At 32.8% G+C, this 19,913-nt stretch carries 20 protein-coding genes and 5 pseudogenes; 7 read left to right on the forward strand and 18 right to left on the reverse strand.

Annotated elements, in window-relative coordinates; translation table 11 throughout:
• The first annotated feature begins 138 nt into the window (after window positions 1–138).
• Window positions 139–1,918: pseudogene (locus LOK41_RS23700) on the forward strand (peptidoglycan D,D-transpeptidase FtsI family protein).
• Window positions 1,919–1,929: 11 nt separating this feature from the next.
• On the opposite strand, the gene LOK41_RS23705 reads toward LOK41_RS23700, so the two are convergent.
• From LOK41_RS23705 to LOK41_RS23725, 5 genes are all read right to left on the reverse strand, one after another.
• A complete protein-coding gene (locus LOK41_RS23705; RefSeq protein WP_241818556.1) occupies window positions 1,930–2,757 on the reverse strand; it encodes an anti-sigma factor in 828 nt (275 codons plus the stop codon).
• Window positions 2,754–3,278 carry an RNA polymerase sigma factor gene (locus LOK41_RS23710; RefSeq protein WP_241818557.1) on the reverse strand — a complete coding sequence of 175 codons (525 nt, stop codon included), beginning with the start codon at window positions 3,276–3,278 and terminating at the stop codon, window positions 2,754–2,756. Before LOK41_RS23710 ends, LOK41_RS23705 begins: the two co-directional genes overlap by 4 nt.
• Before the next feature lie 590 nt (window positions 3,279–3,868).
• Window positions 3,869–4,195: an antibiotic biosynthesis monooxygenase family protein gene (locus LOK41_RS23715; RefSeq protein WP_241818558.1), complete on the reverse strand. Its 327-nt coding sequence runs from the start codon at window positions 4,193–4,195 to the stop codon at window positions 3,869–3,871.
• A gap of 82 nt (window positions 4,196–4,277) precedes the next feature.
• Window positions 4,278–5,495 carry an MFS transporter gene (locus tag LOK41_RS23720; protein WP_241818559.1) on the reverse strand — a complete coding sequence of 406 codons (1,218 nt, stop codon included), beginning with the start codon at window positions 5,493–5,495 and terminating at the stop codon, window positions 4,278–4,280.
• Window positions 5,496–5,579: 84 nt separating this feature from the next.
• Window positions 5,580–6,629, reverse strand: coding sequence for an ArsR/SmtB family transcription factor (locus LOK41_RS23725; protein ID WP_241818560.1), 1,050 nt, complete (start codon window positions 6,627–6,629; stop codon window positions 5,580–5,582).
• A 333-nt stretch (window positions 6,630–6,962) separates the two neighbouring features.
• Here LOK41_RS23725 and LOK41_RS23730 point away from each other — a divergent pair, with 333 nt between their 5' ends.
• Window positions 6,963–7,553: a hypothetical protein gene (locus LOK41_RS23730; protein ID WP_241818561.1), complete on the forward strand. Its 591-nt coding sequence runs from the start codon at window positions 6,963–6,965 to the stop codon at window positions 7,551–7,553.
• 175 nt (window positions 7,554–7,728) lie between these two features.
• Here the strand turns inward: LOK41_RS23730 and LOK41_RS23735 are convergent.
• From LOK41_RS23735 to LOK41_RS23760, 6 genes and pseudogenes are all read right to left on the reverse strand, one after another.
• Window positions 7,729–8,082: pseudogene (locus tag LOK41_RS23735) on the reverse strand (GNAT family N-acetyltransferase); the annotation flags it as partial.
• Window positions 8,083–8,276: 194 nt separating this feature from the next.
• Complete coding sequence (locus LOK41_RS23740) at window positions 8,277–8,921, reverse strand: alpha/beta family hydrolase (RefSeq protein ID WP_241818562.1); 645 nt, start codon at window positions 8,919–8,921, stop codon at window positions 8,277–8,279.
• Between the two features lie 125 nt (window positions 8,922–9,046).
• Window positions 9,047–9,489, reverse strand: a pseudogene (locus LOK41_RS23745) (N-acetyltransferase family protein).
• A gap of 270 nt (window positions 9,490–9,759) precedes the next feature.
• Window positions 9,760–10,338, reverse strand: coding sequence for a kinase (locus LOK41_RS23750; protein WP_241818563.1), 579 nt, complete (start codon window positions 10,336–10,338; stop codon window positions 9,760–9,762).
• A 4-nt stretch (window positions 10,339–10,342) separates the two neighbouring features.
• On the reverse strand, window positions 10,343–10,885 hold the full coding sequence (locus tag LOK41_RS23755; protein WP_241818564.1) for a GNAT family N-acetyltransferase: 543 nt from the start codon (window positions 10,883–10,885) through the stop codon (window positions 10,343–10,345).
• Between the two features lie 14 nt (window positions 10,886–10,899).
• Window positions 10,900–11,283, reverse strand: a pseudogene (locus LOK41_RS23760) (VOC family protein).
• Between the two features lie 327 nt (window positions 11,284–11,610).
• On the opposite strand from LOK41_RS23760, the gene LOK41_RS23765 reads away from it, so the two are divergent.
• The gene (locus LOK41_RS23765) at window positions 11,611–11,859 is read left to right on the forward strand and encodes a hypothetical protein (RefSeq protein ID WP_000433610.1); all 249 of its coding nucleotides are present in this window, start codon (window positions 11,611–11,613) and stop codon (window positions 11,857–11,859) included.
• A gap of 213 nt (window positions 11,860–12,072) precedes the next feature.
• On the opposite strand, the gene LOK41_RS23770 is transcribed toward LOK41_RS23765, so the two are convergent.
• Window positions 12,073–12,606 (reverse strand): DUF2812 domain-containing protein, encoded by a 534-nt coding sequence (locus tag LOK41_RS23770; protein WP_241818565.1) that lies wholly within the window; start codon window positions 12,604–12,606, stop codon window positions 12,073–12,075.
• 1 nt (window position 12,607) lies between these two features.
• Complete coding sequence (locus tag LOK41_RS23775; RefSeq protein WP_241818566.1) at window positions 12,608–12,931, reverse strand: PadR family transcriptional regulator; 324 nt, start codon at window positions 12,929–12,931, stop codon at window positions 12,608–12,610.
• A 217-nt stretch (window positions 12,932–13,148) separates the two neighbouring features.
• Between LOK41_RS23775 and LOK41_RS23780 the strand changes: the two genes are divergently transcribed.
• Genes LOK41_RS23780 through LOK41_RS23790 form a run of 3 tightly spaced genes read left to right on the forward strand, consistent with a single transcriptional unit; the run spans window position 13,149 to window position 16,331 of the window.
• Window positions 13,149–14,078 carry an AAA family ATPase gene (locus LOK41_RS23780; RefSeq protein ID WP_241818567.1) on the forward strand — a complete coding sequence of 310 codons (930 nt, stop codon included), beginning with the start codon at window positions 13,149–13,151 and terminating at the stop codon, window positions 14,076–14,078.
• Window positions 14,075–15,238 carry a DUF58 domain-containing protein gene (locus tag LOK41_RS23785; protein WP_241818568.1) on the forward strand — a complete coding sequence of 388 codons (1,164 nt, stop codon included), beginning with the start codon at window positions 14,075–14,077 and terminating at the stop codon, window positions 15,236–15,238. The genes LOK41_RS23780 and LOK41_RS23785 overlap by 4 nt, the downstream gene beginning before the upstream one ends.
• Window positions 15,213–16,331 carry a DUF4018 domain-containing protein gene (locus LOK41_RS23790; RefSeq protein WP_241818569.1) on the forward strand — a complete coding sequence of 373 codons (1,119 nt, stop codon included), beginning with the start codon at window positions 15,213–15,215 and terminating at the stop codon, window positions 16,329–16,331. Before LOK41_RS23785 ends, LOK41_RS23790 begins: the two co-directional genes overlap by 26 nt.
• 93 nt (window positions 16,332–16,424) lie before the next feature.
• Here the strand turns inward: LOK41_RS23790 and LOK41_RS23795 are convergent, their stop codons facing one another.
• From LOK41_RS23795 to LOK41_RS23815, 5 genes are all read right to left on the reverse strand, one after another.
• Window positions 16,425–16,937, reverse strand: coding sequence for a cysteine hydrolase family protein (locus LOK41_RS23795; protein WP_241818570.1), 513 nt, complete (start codon window positions 16,935–16,937; stop codon window positions 16,425–16,427).
• Window positions 16,938–17,127: 190 nt separating this feature from the next.
• Window positions 17,128–17,421, reverse strand: coding sequence for a putative quinol monooxygenase (locus LOK41_RS23800; RefSeq protein WP_241818571.1), 294 nt, complete (start codon window positions 17,419–17,421; stop codon window positions 17,128–17,130).
• 25 nt (window positions 17,422–17,446) lie between these two features.
• On the reverse strand, window positions 17,447–18,085 hold the full coding sequence (locus LOK41_RS23805) for a nitroreductase family protein (protein ID WP_241818572.1): 639 nt from the start codon (window positions 18,083–18,085) through the stop codon (window positions 17,447–17,449).
• Between the two features lie 29 nt (window positions 18,086–18,114).
• Window positions 18,115–18,543: a MarR family winged helix-turn-helix transcriptional regulator gene (locus tag LOK41_RS23810; RefSeq protein WP_241818573.1), complete on the reverse strand. Its 429-nt coding sequence runs from the start codon at window positions 18,541–18,543 to the stop codon at window positions 18,115–18,117.
• A 186-nt stretch (window positions 18,544–18,729) separates the two neighbouring features.
• A complete protein-coding gene (locus LOK41_RS23815; protein WP_241818574.1) occupies window positions 18,730–18,903 on the reverse strand; it encodes a hypothetical protein in 174 nt (57 codons plus the stop codon).
• A gap of 445 nt (window positions 18,904–19,348) precedes the next feature.
• Here LOK41_RS23815 and LOK41_RS23820 point away from each other — a divergent pair.
• Window positions 19,349–19,539, forward strand: a pseudogene (locus tag LOK41_RS23820) (L-serine ammonia-lyase, iron-sulfur-dependent, subunit alpha); the annotation flags it as partial.
• Window positions 19,540–19,913: the final 374 nt, after the last annotated feature.

A 19,913-nucleotide genomic window follows, 5' to 3' on the forward strand; every position in this document is an offset into this window, starting at 1 on the left:
TGCTCCTTTCTTAGCAGCTTCTTTCTCTAAAAGTGCTATTACACTTAATAGACAATCCACATGATAAATTTGTTCCCACATTTACAAAAAAAATAATAAATTTTAATATAGAATAGAATCTGGGTAAGGGAGGATTTTATGTTACATAAAAAATCGAAGAGGTGGATCATTTTAGCGAGTTTTTTCATTTTAGGAGTTGTTTTGACGTTTTTATTCACAACAAGGTTTATTTCGTTTACTATTACAACTTCTGCAGCTGAGAGAGGAAAAATTATTGACCAAAATGGAGTCATACTAGCCACAAATAAAAAAATAAAGTCTTTGTATTATGTCTATAATAATGGTTGTCCAACCAATCAAGAAGTAGCGAAGATATCAAGTTTTCTAAATCAGTTTTCATCCAAGTTTAACCATAAAATTTCAGTAGATGACATACATTCACAATTACAAAATTCTTGTAAACATCATGATAAAAATGAAATACGATTACATACAAACTTAAATGATAAAGAGTCCGCATTTATAAACGGAAATAATCCCCAAAAAGTAATAGTAAAAAATGAAGTGGTACGTGTTTATCCACATCATGAAATTGCTTCACAAGTAATTGGGTATGTTGACTATGAAAAAAACAACTCGGATTCTAATTATGTTCCTGTTGGTAAAAACGGAATTGAACTTCAGTATGAAAATGATTTAAAAGGGAAACCAGGAAAAACTCTCACTTTTAAATTGAAAAATAAAAAGTTCTTATGGAACATACAAAGTCCTCAAAGAGGAAAAGATATTCAGCTAGCACTAGACTATAAACTTCAGCAAAAAACAGAAGAAGCACTTAGGTCCCAAATTCAGAAAACACCTGATGCTACTGCTGGTTATGCTGTCGTAATAGATGTTAAAACAGGAGAAATATTAACTATGGCTAACTCGCCAGTTTTTGATCCAAATATGTTCAATACACCTTTATCATCATCTGAAAAAGAAAATGTCAAATTACTTGCCCAAAATAAAACAATCCAAAAATTAAAATATGGTGATTCCTATGTAAATATGGCATCAACTATAAAACCGCTTACTATATTAATTGGGTTAAACGAAAAACTTTTTCAGCCTGAAGATACGTATTTAGATAAAGGTCGTTTTCAGTATAATAATCAAAATAACATCACCAATGCTGCTGGAACTCCAACTGGTGAAATTACACCGAGTCAAGCTATCATTAATTCATCAAATACATTTATGACAGCAAAAGTAGCAATCCCATTATTCAATAAAAATAATGGGAATTTAGAAAAAGTAGCAACCTTGTGGACAAACTATTTAAAACAATTCGGCCTTCGCTCCAAAACAGGGATTGATTTACCCTTTGAAGAAGAAGGACAATATAAGTTGCATGCATCTAGTAAGTTTGAGAGTGGAATTTCTGCCCTATTGAATGCTTCTTGGGGCGCAAATGAAGTGCACCCCCCTCTCCAACTCGCTCATTATGCAGCTACTCTTGCAAATAAAGGAGACAAATACAAACCTCAAATTGTACATGCTATCATGGAAAACGGCGATAAAAGAACGAAAGAATTTAAACCAATTTTAGAAAGTTCTAATCATTATCCTTCAAGTTCTTGGAATGTCTTACAAAGTGGAATGAGTCAAAATATACAAGAAATTAAAGACTTGCCCTTTGACGTTTCTGGTAAAACAGGAATAACAGGTTCGCCAAACGAACAAGAAAAAGTTATCAATCATTCTCTATTTATTTCATATGCTCCTACTAAAAATCCGCAAATTGCTATTTCTGTCATTATTCCTGGTGGTAATTCTGAAACAAATAGTGCAGCCCTTGTTGCAGCGGAAATTTTAAAGGCTTGGGATACCCTCCAAAAAGAGAATAAAAAATAAAGAAAAAGGTTCAATAAAGTGAACCTTTTTCTTTTACCATATAGAATCTATACTCTTTATTTTCCACATGCCATCATTTTGTTTTTCAAAAATGAAAGAATACTGGATATCTATTGATACATGGTCTTCTTTTACATAGCCAGTATAACCATTCATCGTAGTTATTTTTATATATCCATCATTCTTCACTTTCTTCGGAATCCATGCTTTTACATTTTCATTAGATACCCGATATAAAACACGTGAATCAGATTTTGGTTGCGTTAAAATTTTTGTTTCCTCACCAACAACAGTAGCATATAAAAAACGTTCCTGCTTCGTTTGGTTACTTTCTGCCAATCCACTTGGTATTTTATATACTGTTTTCGTATCATTCACAAATTCTCCTCCCATTGCAAGAGCTACTTGTAAATCATGAAAAATACTATCATCAAACTTCCATTCATTTTTACTATACTGTTTTCCCTTAAAAACAAATTCTTCACCCAGTACTCTATATAAATCGTTCTTATTTTTTAAACTCGTGTTTTGATTTAATTCATCCATAAATTGTTTTAGTGATTGATCTTGATTAGATTCATCTTTCATCTTCACTTCAATTTGAGTACTACTTTGCACTGGCGGTTCATTTTTACCCGGCCAGAATTGTTGAAAGTTAAACAGCACAGCCGTAAAAACTAGAACGACTGCAGCAGTGAACACCTTTATACGAAATGGCCGTCTAATTTTCGGACCATCTTCCTCCCTATTTTGGTATATAGATTGTTTTATTTTATAAATAAATTCCTCTTCGTCTTGAGGCTGTTTCACTGGCCCGCTTTTTAATTCTTTGTACCAATCCGGCTTTCTATCATTGTTCATAATTCATCCTCCGATAATATTTTTGAAACTCGTGCACGAGCGCGATGTAGCCTAGATTTCACAGTTCCAATAGACACGCCTAATGTTTCAGCAATTTCATCATAAGATAATTCATATTTTGCATCTAGTATTAATACTTCACGATGTTTTTGTGGCAATTTTAATACACTGTCCCAAACTTCATTCATAGTTTCTTTTTCTAAAAATTGTTTTTCTGCTGACGGATATTCCTTATCATTTCGAAAGAAACTTACTAAAGAAATCCTCTTAAAATAGGAGGACTTCAAATAATTTAAAGCTGTATTCCTTGTGATTTTTAATAACCACGTTTTAACAGAGGACTCATTTCGAAATGAATCCCATTTTTTAAATACTTTTATAAACACCTCTTGCGTTATATCATCTGATAAATGGGTATCTTTTGTAATAATAAATGAATAATTCCATACATCTTGCCAATGTTTTCTTATCACATAATCAATTTCATCATGGTTGCAATTTTCAATAACCTTATGTTCCATCTCAACACCTCAAGCTTATTTGCATAAGCATAAACACCTTTCCTTATGTTTTATTATTGACTCCATTATATAGACAAGATAAAAGTTGCTTTTGTTCCATTTTCTATTAAAAATCATACTGAAGAGTTCTGTCATCAAAATTCCAAGATACTTGTATACAATCTTTTAACATTTGACATACGAATTGCTTCTCTTTTTCAAGTGATTACATATCCAATTTCTTGTATAGAATCTACCATTGCCCTGCAACAGGTTGTATCACTTAGAAATATGTACATTCACCCTATATGTGGATAGAAGTATCATTTCATGTCTATTTTGCTTAACGTAACTTTTTAAAAATACTGGTGATATTTATAATCACCAGCAAGTTAAGAGTGAGTCTCTAAAGGACATTCCCTCATGTTGTTTACATGTTTAATATTATTTGTGTTTCTTTAAACATTTACACGTACCAATCAAATAAAAAAGTACACCACTACATATCATGTGATGTACTTTTTCATATATTATAAACAAGACATTGATATTAAAAAAACTTTATGACACTTCCATGTCTTATATTTCACAAAATTTATTTCCTTTTTTGATTACGACTGCTGATACGCAGATTTCGATGACTTCACATAATAAACCGCATGCTCTACTTGAATAATATGATCCGGCTTCGGCTTCCCGCGGCTTGCTCTATGTCCTGCTAAGTGCTCTTCACTTGTTTCCCAGTTTTTCCATGCTTCTTCTGATTCCCAGCGAATCATTACAACAACTTCTTCGTCCCCTCTTCTCACCTTTTTAACAAGAACGCTTAAATCGATAAATCCTTCAAATTTTTCAATGATTCCTTCTCCAGTAAAATGTTGCACAACAAGATCCGAAGTACCTTCTTTTACTGTAAATGTTTTTGTTTCGATAAACATAGATCCCACTCCCTTTGTATGTAAATATTTCTAGTATTCTTTTATTATAATTGATTATGATAATTATTTTCAATTAAAATATTTAAGCGGATTTTTCTTGAATCGATTCATCGAGAAATTTGAAGTATGGCAGCATGATTCCAACGAAAGACGTCACACATATAATTGATCCTATACCAATATACAGCGCCCTTACTCCCCATATTTCACTCAATATCCCTCCAACTAAAGTACCTAATGGCATCGCACATCTTATGAAAAATAATCGTACCGAAAACACTTTTCCCATCATTTCATTTGGCACTGTTTGCTGGCATATGGTCGTATTGTGAACATTAAAAAACGCCATACATACGCCCGCTACAACTTCGATAATGACTGCTAACATAACGCTATAATTGAGACCTAATGAAACATAAGTTGCGCCTCCTATGAATAACGCCCCAAGCATAAGATAGCGCCGACTATTATACTTCACTTTTCCTACTAGCATAGAACCGATTACATACCCAAAAGGAAAACCTGCTAAAAAATAGCCATACGCAGCGTAATTTGCTGATAGATCATCGATTATATACGGTAAATTCGTAACCATCGTTACTCCGACTCCAAATTGAACAAATGTAAGAAAAACACCTAACCAAACGATAATGGGCTGTTTGAAATAATACGTGAATCCTTCAATAGATTGCTTGAACCAGCTTTTACGAACTTCTTGAGTAACTCTGTGCTCCTGTATAAATAGCAGTAAAGTACCACTTATAAATAGAAATAAGCAGACGAAAAATAAAGTTAGCTTTACTCCTATAAACTCAACAACAACTCCCCCTAATACAGGGGCTAAAAACATCATAAGACGAACCATTCCATCAATATACGCATTCGCTGTTTGCAATTCTTCTTTAGATACAATTGTTGGTGTAATCGCTTGATTAGCTGGTACATAAAGTGGTGTGATCAAACCAACTATAATTTGTACAACAAAAATATGCCATGCCTCTATACTTTCAGCAGTCACCATGAATAGAGGAAGTAAAAAAGCGAGTCCACGTACCCACTGGGCTATAATCATAATCCACTTTCGGCTCCACATATCAATAAAAGGCCCACTCACAAGTTGCAAGAGAAGTGATGGAATAAAGTAAAGGAGCCACATACTTCCTAAGGCCATTTTCGATCCTGTTAATTGGTAAATGAGAATTGAATTGCATAACGTACCAAATGCACCGCCTAATTCAGAAATCGCACTCCCAATCCACATAAAGAAAAACGATCGATTTTTTAACATACTTTTCTCCATTTTGCACCAACTTTTCTTTTTCGTTCTCCTCCTATTGTGCGTATTCTATCAAGGTAAAATGTTATTACCTTTTGATGTGTAATTTCATAACGAACGAGTTAAATAGATTTCTAATTCTTTCGAAATAGCCTCTACCGCCTTCTTCTTCAACGTATACTTAGCACCTTGAATATCAACTAACTTCGCTGATCTTAAAATTTTCAAATGATGATGAATGGTCGATTTTCCAAGATTTAATTGTTCCGTTATCTCCTGCAATGTACGATCTTTTTCAAACAATAATTTTACGATGCGCAATCTTGCTTCATCACCAAGCGCCTTATGTTTATGGACTAAAAAATAACTTGGCTCATATGGATCTTCCGGATGTATGCTTTCATTGGCGATTGGATAATGAAATATTTTTGTATCCTCTATATCCGCTTCAATGTTCCAAGGCCGATACGTATATTGCGGGATCAGCAAAACATGATGTACACTTGGCTCTGGAAAATATGTAACACCACCTGTTGCCCATTCAACAAATTCTTCGGCTTGCATCTTTTCCTTCATTTCACGTTTTGTTTTATAGTCTTGTTTTAGTATGCGTGATAGCTTTTCTACTTCCGGTTCTATAATAGCTTCATACCAGCCTGTCATAACAGCGATAAGGTGATCTTTAAGTAACTGTATATCCACTTCATAAATAAAATCGATATAAGTAGGGAAAAATGGATTGTTGCTCGTTACTTCTTGTAATTCCTGTACTGCTTCCATATCGCCATTTGCTGCATTCTTTCTCTTTTCTTCATATTTATAGCCGACAAATGGAATGCATATATACTTTAATTCAAATTCTGACAACGAATTGATATACTGAGTAAACTCATATAAATCTTGAAAATCTTCTTGATATAGTAGTTGCAGTAACGCTTTCCACGTATTATGTTTCTCTACAAAATGTAAATGCTCTTGCATTTCTACCGATACGGATTGTCTCATCTCTTCCCATTCATTTCGAGATTTTTCTAACGTATCAATCAACCTTGTATTCGTAATTGCTGCAATTCCAAGAGCGCATTCGAAAAGTATCGAATGCTTTACTTGAACGTCATATGTTTCTCTTTTTCTACTTGTTACATGTAAAACTTCCATTTTACCCCTCCTTATTTTGTTACTATTTTAAATTCTACAAATATCGAATTTAACCTTCTATAATTTCAGAATTTTAAGTGATTCAAGAAAAAAACGCATGAATTAAAGCACTACAGTTCAAGAAAATTTATAAACTATTTGCTAATGACATTGTTTTTAAGATATTACACTGTATATAAAAACAAAAAGATAGATAAGGCAGAAAATATTTCTGCCTTATCTATCTTTTTTTACTATATATTTAATTTATAATATAATACAATAGAAATATAATAATTCAAAAGATTCCCGCTAAAATTATATATTTTTCGGAATTGAAAGGGCATACAGAATATGAATAAAAACTTAACAAAAATTACAATAATAAACGGTCTCATTCTTATCTTTTATCACTTTTTACAATGGTATTTAGTTGAAGTTCTTACTCCATTTGCTATGCCTTTTTTATCGATAATCCTTCATGGAGGTTTTTTCATAATATTAATCCTGACAGTTATTCATGTTATCAAATATAAAAGCTGGAAACCTTTTATTACTCAAATAATGATAATAATTATTTGGCTATGCACACCATTTACACTCATCTATCTAAAATTAGATTTTATAATCTACAAAGAGAACCGTACAGAAGTTGTAGAGCTTATCAATCGCAAAGAATTAACTCCTAATGTAAATCATGATAATAGACAAATTCACTTACCTAAACAATTTGCAACTACTTCAAAAGGCGGTGGAGATGTACTTATACAACATAGCAAAAATGGTACCTCAGTTTTCTTCTTTACTTATCGAGGTATATTAGATAATTTTTCAGGGCTTATTTATACACCAAATGATGTAAAACCAAACAAATCTGATTTTAATAGCGAATTTAAAGAAATCAAGAAAATCGAGAAAAATTGGTATTATGTCTCGTCGTATTAAAAAGGTATAGATATCAGCAATACAAAAAAGCTAGCATTTGCTAGCTTTTTTGTAACTATTATTATATTCATTATTAAGAGCTATCCTTTTATAACTACAACAGCATTTTGCTTTGGGCATTCCTTTTTCAAATAAAAACCCTCCGCTTTCCAATATCTTCATTCAAACTTCGGACGATTCTTATGAACTGCATTGTTTCAAATCCATATGTAAGAATTGCTTGCAATGCCTCAGATGCATAGCCTTTTCCCCAATATGTATCATCTAGTTCATGACCAATCTCAGCCCGTTTATGATTTTGATTGATTAAATGAAATCCACATGTACCAATTTATTGATTCATTCCTTTTAATGTGATCCCCCAGCGAATAACACTTCCTCCTTCATATCTTTTTCTAAATGCCTGAATTGTATTTTTCACTTGTTCCATGTTTTGAAAAGAATCCATCCCGAAATAACGAATAACAAATTCTTTCTCAAAATAATCACATATTGTTTCTGCGTCTAATAATGTTAATTCCCACAATATTAAACGCTCTGTTTCTAAATACCTTTCTTAAACCAATAGAAAACGCCACTTGTTTTCCATAACGGGTTCGAATTTGAAATAAAAAATGAAAAACAACCATGTAAAAAGAGGTGCAATTAGCACCTCTCTTGCATTTATTTTAGCAATTAAATTAGCACCCAAATTGGTGAACTTTTAATAATATCAATTGATCACTAATTTGTCCTAACGGTTTCTTGGAGTTTTTCCATTACCCTTGATAAAGCTAAAATTGAATTTGTTGTTTCAAATTCTCCAACATTTAGGGAATGGTTTGCATTTTGGATAACATCAATCGTTACATTTGATTTACTTAATTGGTCAATTTGATTTGCACTGTAATAATGGTCTTTATCCCCGATAACTAAAATCCCTTCATGATGACTATTCAAGATTGAGTCAAAAATCGAATCAAAATTTATTAGAGGGGTGAATAAAATCATTTTTGACTTTAAGAATTCATCTCTCTTCATTAAGTCATTCGCAATTGGAATTGTTCCGAGTGATTTCCCTAAAAAAATCGAATTGTTGTATTGCCCATTTTTTAAAACATCTAAAATCACAGGATTAATATCATCCATCATTATTTTTGTTATTTCTTCAATCGTTTTTTTCATTGTTTGCTCATCATAGGAGTAATGAATATGGACAATATCGATTTTGTTTTGGAGCATTAACATCGTCGAATAATAAAACAAGGGTTTATCGTAATTGTAACCTGAACCTGAAAACATAAAGCAAATCGTTTTAGAACCCGTTTCTATATGTGTATAACGAATCACTTTGTCGTTTGTTTGTATCTCCTTTTTAGTTCCCTTCATCATTTTCCCCTCCAATTATATTCATTCTTAAACTCTACCTCATCGCCATCAAGTTAAAAATAAGTTGTACTTTAAAAAGAGAAAATGAGCTTAATTCTCATAAATAAATGTAAAGAACAATCATTTTAGATGTATTTCAAAATCTTAGACATGTAATAACTATCAACTAAGTTCCCATCAATCATACAAGAAGCTTTTTTTATTCCGTCAACTCTAATCGAATTACACCAATCACTTTTGCCCAATTTTCAAGTTCTTTAAATAACTGGGTTCCAATTCCTTTTCCAATATTTTTATGTGTTACACCTGCAACAATATAAACACTATGTCTAGTTCTTTTTGGTTTACTACCAATTGCCATCAAATATCCTACTAAATTATTTTCAGTCTCAGCAACAAAAATAGCTGAATTAGAAGATTGAGATATTTTTTTGATCATATTTTGTTGTTGTTCAATTGTAGTAGCTCTTTCCCCTTCCTCAAATAACATAAATTCCGTTTCTTCATCAATCTTTCTGCACAATTGTAAAAAAGGTTCTGCATCTCTTTCCATAATGAATCGAATCATATAACCTCACTTTAACTAATTTGCCATAACAATAAATAATTCGACATATGTAAATTATCTTCTTCGAACCAAAAATATTTTGTATATATAAAGTTTTCATGTTCTTATGAATGGATAGGAAAACAAAAAACACTGGAATTAATCCAATGTTTTTTGTTACATTGAAAAATCTAATCCTCCAAAACGAAAGAACTAGCATTCTGAGGCTGAAAATGTGCTAAATTCTCGTTTTGGGGATATTTCTCATTTCTTGGTTGATGGGTGTGGGCTCTATCCATTTAAAACTAGATCAGCATTTTGCTTTGGAAATTCTGTTTTTAAATAAAACTCCTCCGCTTTCCAATATCTCCGTTCAAACTTGGCGCGATTTTTTTGTGTCTCCTCACTTTCACGAAGAAACCTTTGTTCTCTTGGACAATCCAAGTACACCATATAATCAAAGTATTTTCGCCATTTTTTCCGCTGAATAAAGACACCTTCTATTACGATTACACAAGAATTCGGTATAATTACCTCTTTCGTTTCACATGAATCCGTTTGATGATTATAGAACGGTAGATGTAGCTGGTTTTCCATCTTTAATTTTTGAAACAACTGCTTTTGCAACCATTCCACATCCCATTGTAGTTGATAATACTCATACCATTCTTCATGTTTCGTATTATAGCGCTTGCTACGCTCCACAATATAATCATCAATATGAAAAATATGAAATGGAATACCTTTTTGTTTCAATTCGTCTTCTAGCTGCTTTACCAATGTTGTTTTCCCCGAACGACTTAATCCATCTATTCCTAAGATAAATCGATTACTTATATTTTTTGAAATGAGTTCTATTAATTTTTTCAAAATACTATCCTTGCCATTCTTCTTTTAGTAACGAATAAATTACCGTATCATGAGCTACACCATTTTGAGTCATATATTTTCGAAGTAATCCTTCCTCTTGAAATCCAGCCCTTTTCAATAACCGATGTGAAGCTTCATTTTCTGTATAAACAACTGCTGCGATTCTTATGAGCTGCATCGTTTCAAATCCATATGTAAGAATTGCCTGCATTGCCTCAGATGCATAACCTTTTCCCCAATATGTATCATCTAATTCATAGCCAATTTCGGCTCTTTTATGATTTGGATTCATTAAATGAAATCCACATGTACCGATTAATTGATTTGTTCCTTTTAACTCTATTCCCCAGCGAATGACATTTCCTTCTTCATATCTTTTTCTAAAGTTTTGAATCGTACTTTTCACCTGTTCCATATCTTGAAACGAGTCCATACCAAAATAACGGATAACAGATTCCTTCTCAAAATAATGAAACATTGTTTCAGCGTCTAATAGTGTTAATTCTCGTAATTTTAAACGCTCTGTTTCTAAAATTGGAAACCCCATTCTCTTTTCTCCCTCTACTCTAATGAGCTGCAAATTTCGATGTAATTTCCATCTGGATCAGACACATAAGCAATCGTCTGCCCCCATGGTTTCGTGATTGGCTCCACCAATACTTTTACACCTTGTTCTCTTAATCCCGAAATTGTTTCATTAACATCATCCACAACAAATCCAATTTCAAAATGAGAGGATTCTAGTGCACCATTTGGAATGGATAATCCCGTTAACTCTCATACATCCTCTCTACTATTCATTGCTAAAATTGTTGCCCCGGTATCAAACTCAATGTATGTACCATGTTTCTCTTTTATTGGTAAGCGTAAAATCTCTTTATAAAATCGAAGACATTCTTCATATCGATCTACATATAAAATGACATATTTCATTTTTAAGTTCATTGTAATCCCCCTTTCAAATTCTCTTTTAAAAATTCGACAAAGGAGATAGAAAACCTTGTTTACGGTATTCATAATTGTAAACAAAAAAAAAGGCCGATTTCTCGGCCTCAAACATATTGGCATAAAACAGGAGATTGGTTTGGACATAACCAGCTCATACATTGATTATATTTTATTTTTTCTGAATTTTAAATATAACAATCGATGATTTATATTGAGAAACTTTTTGGAAGAAATAGTTAAAAACAACTACTTTTACATCAATACCTTTTACTTTTGAATAAATTTCTTCCTATAAAGAAATGCTACAAATGGAGGTGTATACATATGGAACCAATGCTTTGCCCAAGTTGCAAAACCAATCGGACACGCTTTAATATTCTTGAGCAACAAGTCAAACCAGTCAAATTAAATCCACAAACAGGACAAGTTGAAGAAGAATATACAAACGAAACAATGAACGCTTTTCATATGGCATATCAAGGACCTACATACCGTGTACAATGTGCTGTATGTGGACTAGTTGAAAATCCAGAGCAGTTTATTAAACCCGCTCAAAATCAATCTTTCTCATAAAAAACGCTGCTTGTTTTTTAAGCAGCGTTTTTTATTTCCATTCTACATGTATTCTTTAAATTCTCTGTAAAATTACTTTCCCCTTCAATACAAATAATCGAACAAGTACAAGTAAATCTACTATGATATGTAGTAGCATGGATGGATAAATGGATCCAATAGTCACATACAATCAGTGAAATGAAACTGTACTTTGTTTTGAAACCGCGTCGTTCACAAAACTTCTTTTTTTAATTCTCGTATCTTCCAAAACAACCTCATTAATATATACAAATCTATACACCCGCAAAGCCCTAGAATAAGTTTCATCCAAATAGGACTATTGACCGAAGGCCCTAAATAGTTCAAATATATCCCTGGTATCATAAGAGCAAGGATAAGTGCAAGGAATCTCATTAAATCCATCATTTTTTCAATCTTCGTTTCTTTTTCAGAATAAATATCAGGTAATTCATTATCATCATCTACTTCTTTGCAAAAATAATGCCATTTCGTAAAGCTTGTTACATGCTTCCAGCCAGACATCTCATAGATTTCAATGTATTCTTTTTGATTCATTTGTGAATTTCGATTATCTAGTTTGAAATCAGCTTTATAAACAACATCTTTCGGCTCCGTTTTCTTGAATGTGTACATAAAATTGTACTTTTGGAACGCCCAGCCTTCTTGATGCATCTTTCTTAAATACGCCTCTTCTTTTTCTAGGTTCCACGCTGCAAAAAATTTAAACGTCTTCTTATCTTCCATGTTACATCCCCTCTTCTAAAATATTTCTTCCATTTTGAACAGAACGTTGTAATCTTTTAAATTCAAGCTCCAGTACTTCTTTACCAAACGGAGTTAACACGTAACATTTCTTTCGATCTGTAGATGCTACTTCTACAATTAGTTTTTCTTTCAATAACTTTGTCGTGTTCCCGTATAACGTACCCGGTCCAAGCTTTACTTCTCCATTCGTCATTTCTTCTACCATCTGCATAATCCCATAGCCATGCATAGGCTTTACTAATGACAACAAAATATAATACGTTGCCTCTGTTAATGGAATATATTTCTGTGCTTTCACACTCATTATAACTACCTCCGATACATTGATATATGATATATCGACTTACGATACATCGTGTATCGATATTGTATATCGTATTCCAAATAAATACAACTGAAAATGAAGTGATTCTTAAAAATTTTATATTTATTCTATACAAAAATATTATTATATTAATTTTCAGAAAAATTTGTTAAAATATAACAAATGTGATTTCCTATTTTTTGAAAGGATGATACATATGATACATACATTAAAAGAAAGTATAAGTTCTGTTTTTGTCGGGAAAGAAAACGTGGTTGATTTACTCCTTGTTTCATTACTTGCGGGTGGGCATGTGTTACTTGAAGATGTACCTGGAACAGGAAAGACATTACTAGCGAAAACAATTGCAAAAAGTATTGGTGGCGATTTTTCTCGTGTTCAATTTACTCCTGATGTGCTTCCAAGTGATGTGACAGGAATTGAATACTTTAATCCTAAAACGAGTGAATTTGAATTAAGATTCGGTCCCGTTATGACAAATATATTACTAGCGGATGAAATCAACCGAGCTATGCCTAGAACACAATCTAGTTTATTAGAAGCAATGGAAGAGCGCCAAGTCACACTCGAAAAACAGTCCACGCCTCTTCCTAAACCTTTCTTTGTCATTGCGACGCAAAATCCAATTGAATCCCAAGGGACTTTCCCTCTTCCAGATGCACAGCTCGATCGTTTTTTAATGACCATTTCAATTGGCTATCCTTCTTTAGAAGATGAACTAAAAATGATGCGCCGTTTTCGAAATAACAAACCTTTAGAGAATATTCTTCCCGTTATAACGTTAGAGGAAATTTTGCAAATGCAACAAAAAGCAAAAGAAATACACGTATCTGAACCGTTAGAGCTCTATATCATTCAGCTCGCTAACGCTACGCGTAATCATGACTATATCGCCAACGGTGTCAGTCCTCGTGCAACACTTGCCTTAGTCAGGGCGGTACAAGCATTAGCATTTTTACATGGTCGTGAATACTGTACGCCTGAAGATATACAATTCTTACTTCCTTACGTATGGAAACATCGTCTTATTTTATCAATGGAAGGTGCTCTGCGCACGACGAAACAGAAGTTAATTGAAATTATTTTAGCGGAAGTAGACGTTCCTGTGGAGATTGAGCAATCATGAATTATACACGCATTGTAACCGTTCCATTATTTTTCCAGCATCACATTATTAAACTAACAATTCCAGTTGCTTTGTTTCTAGCGTTCTATGTAACAAATTCATATTTAGTTGTCCCCTTTTTGTTTTATTATTTATTTGCTTATTTTATTTATCGTTATACAGCATACATAGATAAGCATTTTCAAATTATCGATAAAAAACAAACAACACGCTTATTTCCTGATGAAACAGGCAGTTTATCGATTCATTTACAAAACAAAGCGAAACTTCCTTTAGTGAATGGCACTTGCTTTTTACATATCAATTCAAGCCTAATACTAAATAAGGCAACTAGTGTTGAGCAAATATCTAAAACGTTATTTTCCTTCCGCTTTTCACAGCCTGCAAAGTCAGAACAAAAATGGGGACTATCTTTTACGGCTACAAAGCGTGGTGTTTTTAAAATTGAACAATTTGAATGTATGATCGGTGATCCATTTCATATCATTCAAGTTCATCTGCCTATTGTCGATAAATTGAAGACTGAAATTATCGTTTATCCTACTTTAAAGCGTGTTGCAGGGTTACAGGAGATACATCAACTAGCAATCGGTACTTATAAAACAAACTTTTCTTATTTTCATGATGAATCTTCCATTGTTGGTATAAAGAAATATGAGAGGGAATCTTTTCGAAGTATTCATTGGAAAGCATCTGCTAAAATGCAAGCGTTACAAGCCAAACAATATGAAGCAATCAAAAATTATAGTTGGACAATATCCCTTTACTTAGGAGCAGATCGCGGATTTGGCTGGAGAGAAAATATTGAAGATCTTATTTCTTACACATCTTATTTGTGTCAGTTCGCAACTGAAAGACAGATTCCCTTTGAATTGTTTGTTAGTATCTTTACTGAAGATGGACCTTTATACCTTTCATTAAATGACGGGCACTTACACTATGCAAAAGCTTTAGAAGAGCTTGCCCGTATTTCCGAGGACAGTACATTGCTTCCTCGTGAAAGCTTCCTTCACTATTTGGATAGAAAAAAAGAACGCTCTTCCATTCTATTCTTTATAGGAATACGAAAAGAGGACGTACCAAATATGAAGCAACAAATGTATCTGATTACGGATGAAGGGATGGTGGAACAACTTGAAAACATGGCTCCATTACGTTAATGATTTTCTTCTCTTACTCCTTCTTTCTCTATTAACGGAGCAAGGTAGAACAATTCCCATCATCCTCTTTTTAGTCATTAGCTTTCTTTGCACGATTCCCATTCATAAAATGAAGACTAATAAACGAAGAGCTTTCATTTTACTATTTATTCTACAAGTTACACTTTGTTATGTATTTTCTATCTTTTCTATCGTTGGCTCTATCTTACTCCCGTTCTTCTTTTACATCACACATGCACGGGAAGACCTAACAGCATACCATAAAATGCTAGGTGCTTTTTTATGGTTCGTTATTTCTTATTTTCTTCATTTAATGAAGTTACCTTCTCTATGGGTACTAGGCTTATTCGCCTTATTTATTCTACTGTCACTTTGGATTACTAGTTATAATAAAAGTCAAAAAACAATTCGTTTTGTATCTATCACAGCAATCGGAACAGTGAGTTTTCTATTCTTCTTATTTATTCCATATATACGCATCGCACTCTCGTATCTTTTCTACTGGGTAGCACTTGGTTTTGGTTATGATATTGAAGCTTTATTATCTATTACAAATCCAAATGATGCTACAGATGCGATAGAAAAGCTAGGAGGATCAACTACAGAGATCCCTCCCCCTGAAAGAGAATATGATCCTTTTGTTGCTCAATCCGTTACTGCTTCAATCATTGGAATCATTGCTGTATTTGTAATTTGGAAGCTATATAAAAAGAGAAAATCCTTTCACCTAGGAAATATATCATTTTATAACCCTGGTACAGTGATGCAAGAAGATGGTATATTACAAAAAACAACTAAAATGACGCGCCCACCAACGAACGTCATTCGCAAAGAAATTTTCAAGCTAGAAAAGAAATTAAAACCACCTTTAAACAGAAATCGCGGCGAAACGGTTAACGCATGGATGGAGCGAATTCAGACAGAGGAAGATATCTCTATTGAAGTGGATACGATTATAAAAGTATACAATACTGTACGATATGCTGATCAGGAAAACACTGAACTTTTCAGGCAGTTTAAAGAGGAAGTAAACAAACTTTATGCCTATCAAAAAACATTGAAAAAGAAGAAATACAATCCACCACATGTATAAAAAAGAGAGTAACGATCTATTTGCTACGCTGATAGATCGTTACTCTTTTTTTCACTGATGAATCTCAGTTAATCATTCATATAACCCTTCATTTTAAAATTCATCTTCTATTAGTTTTAAAAATCTATGGTTCCATATATTCTCATAAAAATCAATCGTCCCTTTTGCAGACATAAATGGATTATTCAAAGTAGAAGTTGCTTTCTGTACCATAAAGTTTTCGTAGCCCAGTCCATGAGCAAATTTAATTGTCGCATCCATACAGTATTCTGTTTGAGCTCCGCAAAATTCAATACGTTTTACATTTAATTCTTCTAAAAGTTTTTGTAAATTCGTTTTATAAAAAGAATTTGCATGTATTTTTCTTACAAAAAAATCTTGTTCTTGAACATCTAAATTAGCATGAATAGCCCATAATTCTTCTTCAGGTACCAACTCTTCATCACAGTGTTGAACAAAAATGATTGGTTTATGTAATTCTCTGTATAAAGCAATTCTATCATTTACTTTTGTAAGTAGATTTTGTAAATCAAATAAATGCTCTTCACTATAACACACACCATTTTGTAAATCAATAACGATTAAAATATCTGCATAAGTCTTCATTTTTCCCCCTCTTTTGTTCTCCAATATAGTAATAAACCAATTCCCTCATTTAAGAATATATGATACACTCTTATTCCACAATAAAATATAGAAAAATCACATTTTTCAAAAACATATTCAGTATACTAAACAACATAAAAAGATGATATGAAAACCCAATTTCATATCATCTTTTTAAATACCTATTTTATTATTTTACTCGTTGTCCATCATAAACCTGAATGTCTAAAGGAGCAGTTAAGAACTGATTCGCTTTTTTAACAAAAGAAGTAAAGTGTTCACTTTCGTTATGAATAGCAACCGCTTCTGCATCTTGCCAAACCTCTACCATTGTATATACACTTTCTTTTTCCGTATCTTTATATAAATGATATGATACGTTGCCACTTTCTTCTCTTGAAGCATGAATGAGTGGTTTGATTTCTTCTACAAATGTTTGTTGTTTTGCTGGATCTACTTGAAACACTGCGTGAATGATAATCATCGTGCTTCCCCTCTCGTATTCTAAATTACTTCCACTGGGCAATTTTATCAATTGGCAGACGAACTGATTTGTATCCACTATCAGCTGCTTTTCCTATCGAAATTAACATAACTGGTACATAACGATCTTTCTCTAAGCCGAAAGCCTCTGCGATTTGATCTTTTTCAAAGCCGCCAATTGGACATGTATCATATCCATACGCACGTGCAGTCAGCATAAGCTGCATTGATACAAGTCCACCATCAATTAAAACTGTGTCTCTCATCACTTCTGGTGAAACCATAGAGAAATACGCAGAAAGCTTTTGCATTTGATCTTCTTTCACTTCAGCTGGCATAAGCCCACGTTCAACTGCTGTTCCATAAATTTCTTCCGCGTTATCAAAGTTTTGCAAATCACCAAATACCGCAATCATAGCTGATGATGTTTCTACTTGAAGTTGGTTGAATTTCGCAAGTGGTGCAAGTGTTGCTTTTCCTTCCTCACTATCAATCACAAGGAAACGCCAAGGCTGCATGTTTACTGAAGATGGTGCAAGCGTTGCCTCTGTTAACATTTCTGTCATTTCTTCTTTGCTGATTTTCACAGTTGTATCGTACTTACGAATCGAACGACGTCCTGTTAAAATTTCTGTAAAATCATTTATTTTTGTTACGTTACTCATAGATGTAATCTCCCTTTTCCATTTTATATTTAGACTTCTTGTATATTTGCTTCAATGCGATTTAGCATATTTAAAAGGTTATCGCACTCTTCTTCACTTAAACCTTTTAACGCAGTAGCCGCAAAGCGCTCTTTCTCTTCTTGAAAGGCATGAACTTTATTTCGTCCATCTTTCGTAAGAGAAACTAAAGTAATCCTGTTATCATCTGGATTTTTACGTCTTGTAATCATTCCATTTTCCTCAAGTTGCTTTAAATGTCTTGTAACTGCAGCATTATCAATATTCACTTCTTGTTGAAGTGCTTTTTGACTAATCTCATCAACCTCATATAACTGAAGTATAAGCTCCAGCCTAGATTGACTCATACCTGTACAACCTTCAAACTTCGAACTCACTTCTTTATTAAGAAAGTGTAATTTGTATAGAATAATCGCTTCTTTTGAGCACGAATTTGTCAATTTACTCCTCCTTTACTAACCTGTCACACAATTAATTGACATATCAATAATTGATATGTCAATTAATATACCAGATAACATTTTAAAATGCAACCATTTTGTTTTTTATTTATTTTTTAGTTTGCGGTCCACATAAAAAAATAAACCTCTTTGCTTTTACAAAGAGGTTTATTCCTTCCGTTCAAATTATAAATTTCTCTCTAATAATATTCCCACCTGTTCTGCAACGACACAAGATGGTTCATTTAATTCATTCTTGAAATACGATTCTACGATCCCTACAATCGCTACTCCTAAAAATTGAATAATTACATGAAGACACTTTAAGAAATGAATTATGGGGTCAAATTCAGTACGCAAATATATAAATGCAATATTAATAAATAACTATACGAAAAATGATTTAATATTTCCTTAATTCATTCCTCTCCATCTACATTAATCATTTATTACAAAAGCTTTCACGTCTAAAATAAGATGTTTCAACAAAGGAAAATATAAGTATCTTTATCATGAGTTCCCAATATAATCAATGTGTTAATCAAAGGAACTCTGTGTTATTTTTGCTTTTCTACTAACTAATACAGCTCCAAACAATGGACACACTTGCTACATGCCAAGTGTAATTTATTATCCGTCAAAAATTCTGTTTATTCAGTCTTTCTAAAAATAAAAAAATATTAAAGTTATAAAAATACACGTTATAATGAGGACGTCGAGAGATAATCTATTACCTCTGGAGAAAATATCAAACTGATACGATTACTTTAAGAAAGGTGTGTGATCAGAAGGGAATTTTATTCAAAATGCTTTAGTAGCAGCGGACATCGCATTAGCTGGCGTAAACAATATCATTAATGCTGACGAAGTTATTGAAGCGATGTATAGAGTTGGAAGACAGATGCTCGCGAATTAAGAGAGACAGGTTTAGGCGGAATTGCGGCCACACCTACAGGGATTACCTTTAAAAGTAAAATTTTAGAAAGAAGCAATTAAAGTAATAAACAGTTATTGGAAATATTACGAAGTAGTTAACAATTCTATTCTATATTGTTCTCCTAAGGATGTCTGTATATTGAGCGCCATTATCACTAAAATATACTACTATACAATTAAAAAGTTTTGTGAGCGCTAACAAATCCATCAGGTTGATGACTAGCGAATTTTTCGATTTTGATTAACTTTGAAGAAGAACACACGATGTGGCGCACCTTGTAAGCAATTCGTTTTTCAAGAATGCTCTATATTCCTAAGCCTTAAAAAGAGACGTAAGAATAGGATACAAGGAGGAATTATTATATGAATGGGAATACTGCAAAAAAAATAGAATTTCAAGCTGAAAATACTGCAATAAAAAATGAAAAATATCC

This window comes from Bacillus sp. TL12 (assembly GCF_022625245.1).
Taxonomy (GTDB): domain Bacteria; phylum Bacillota; class Bacilli; order Bacillales; family Bacillaceae_G; genus Bacillus_A.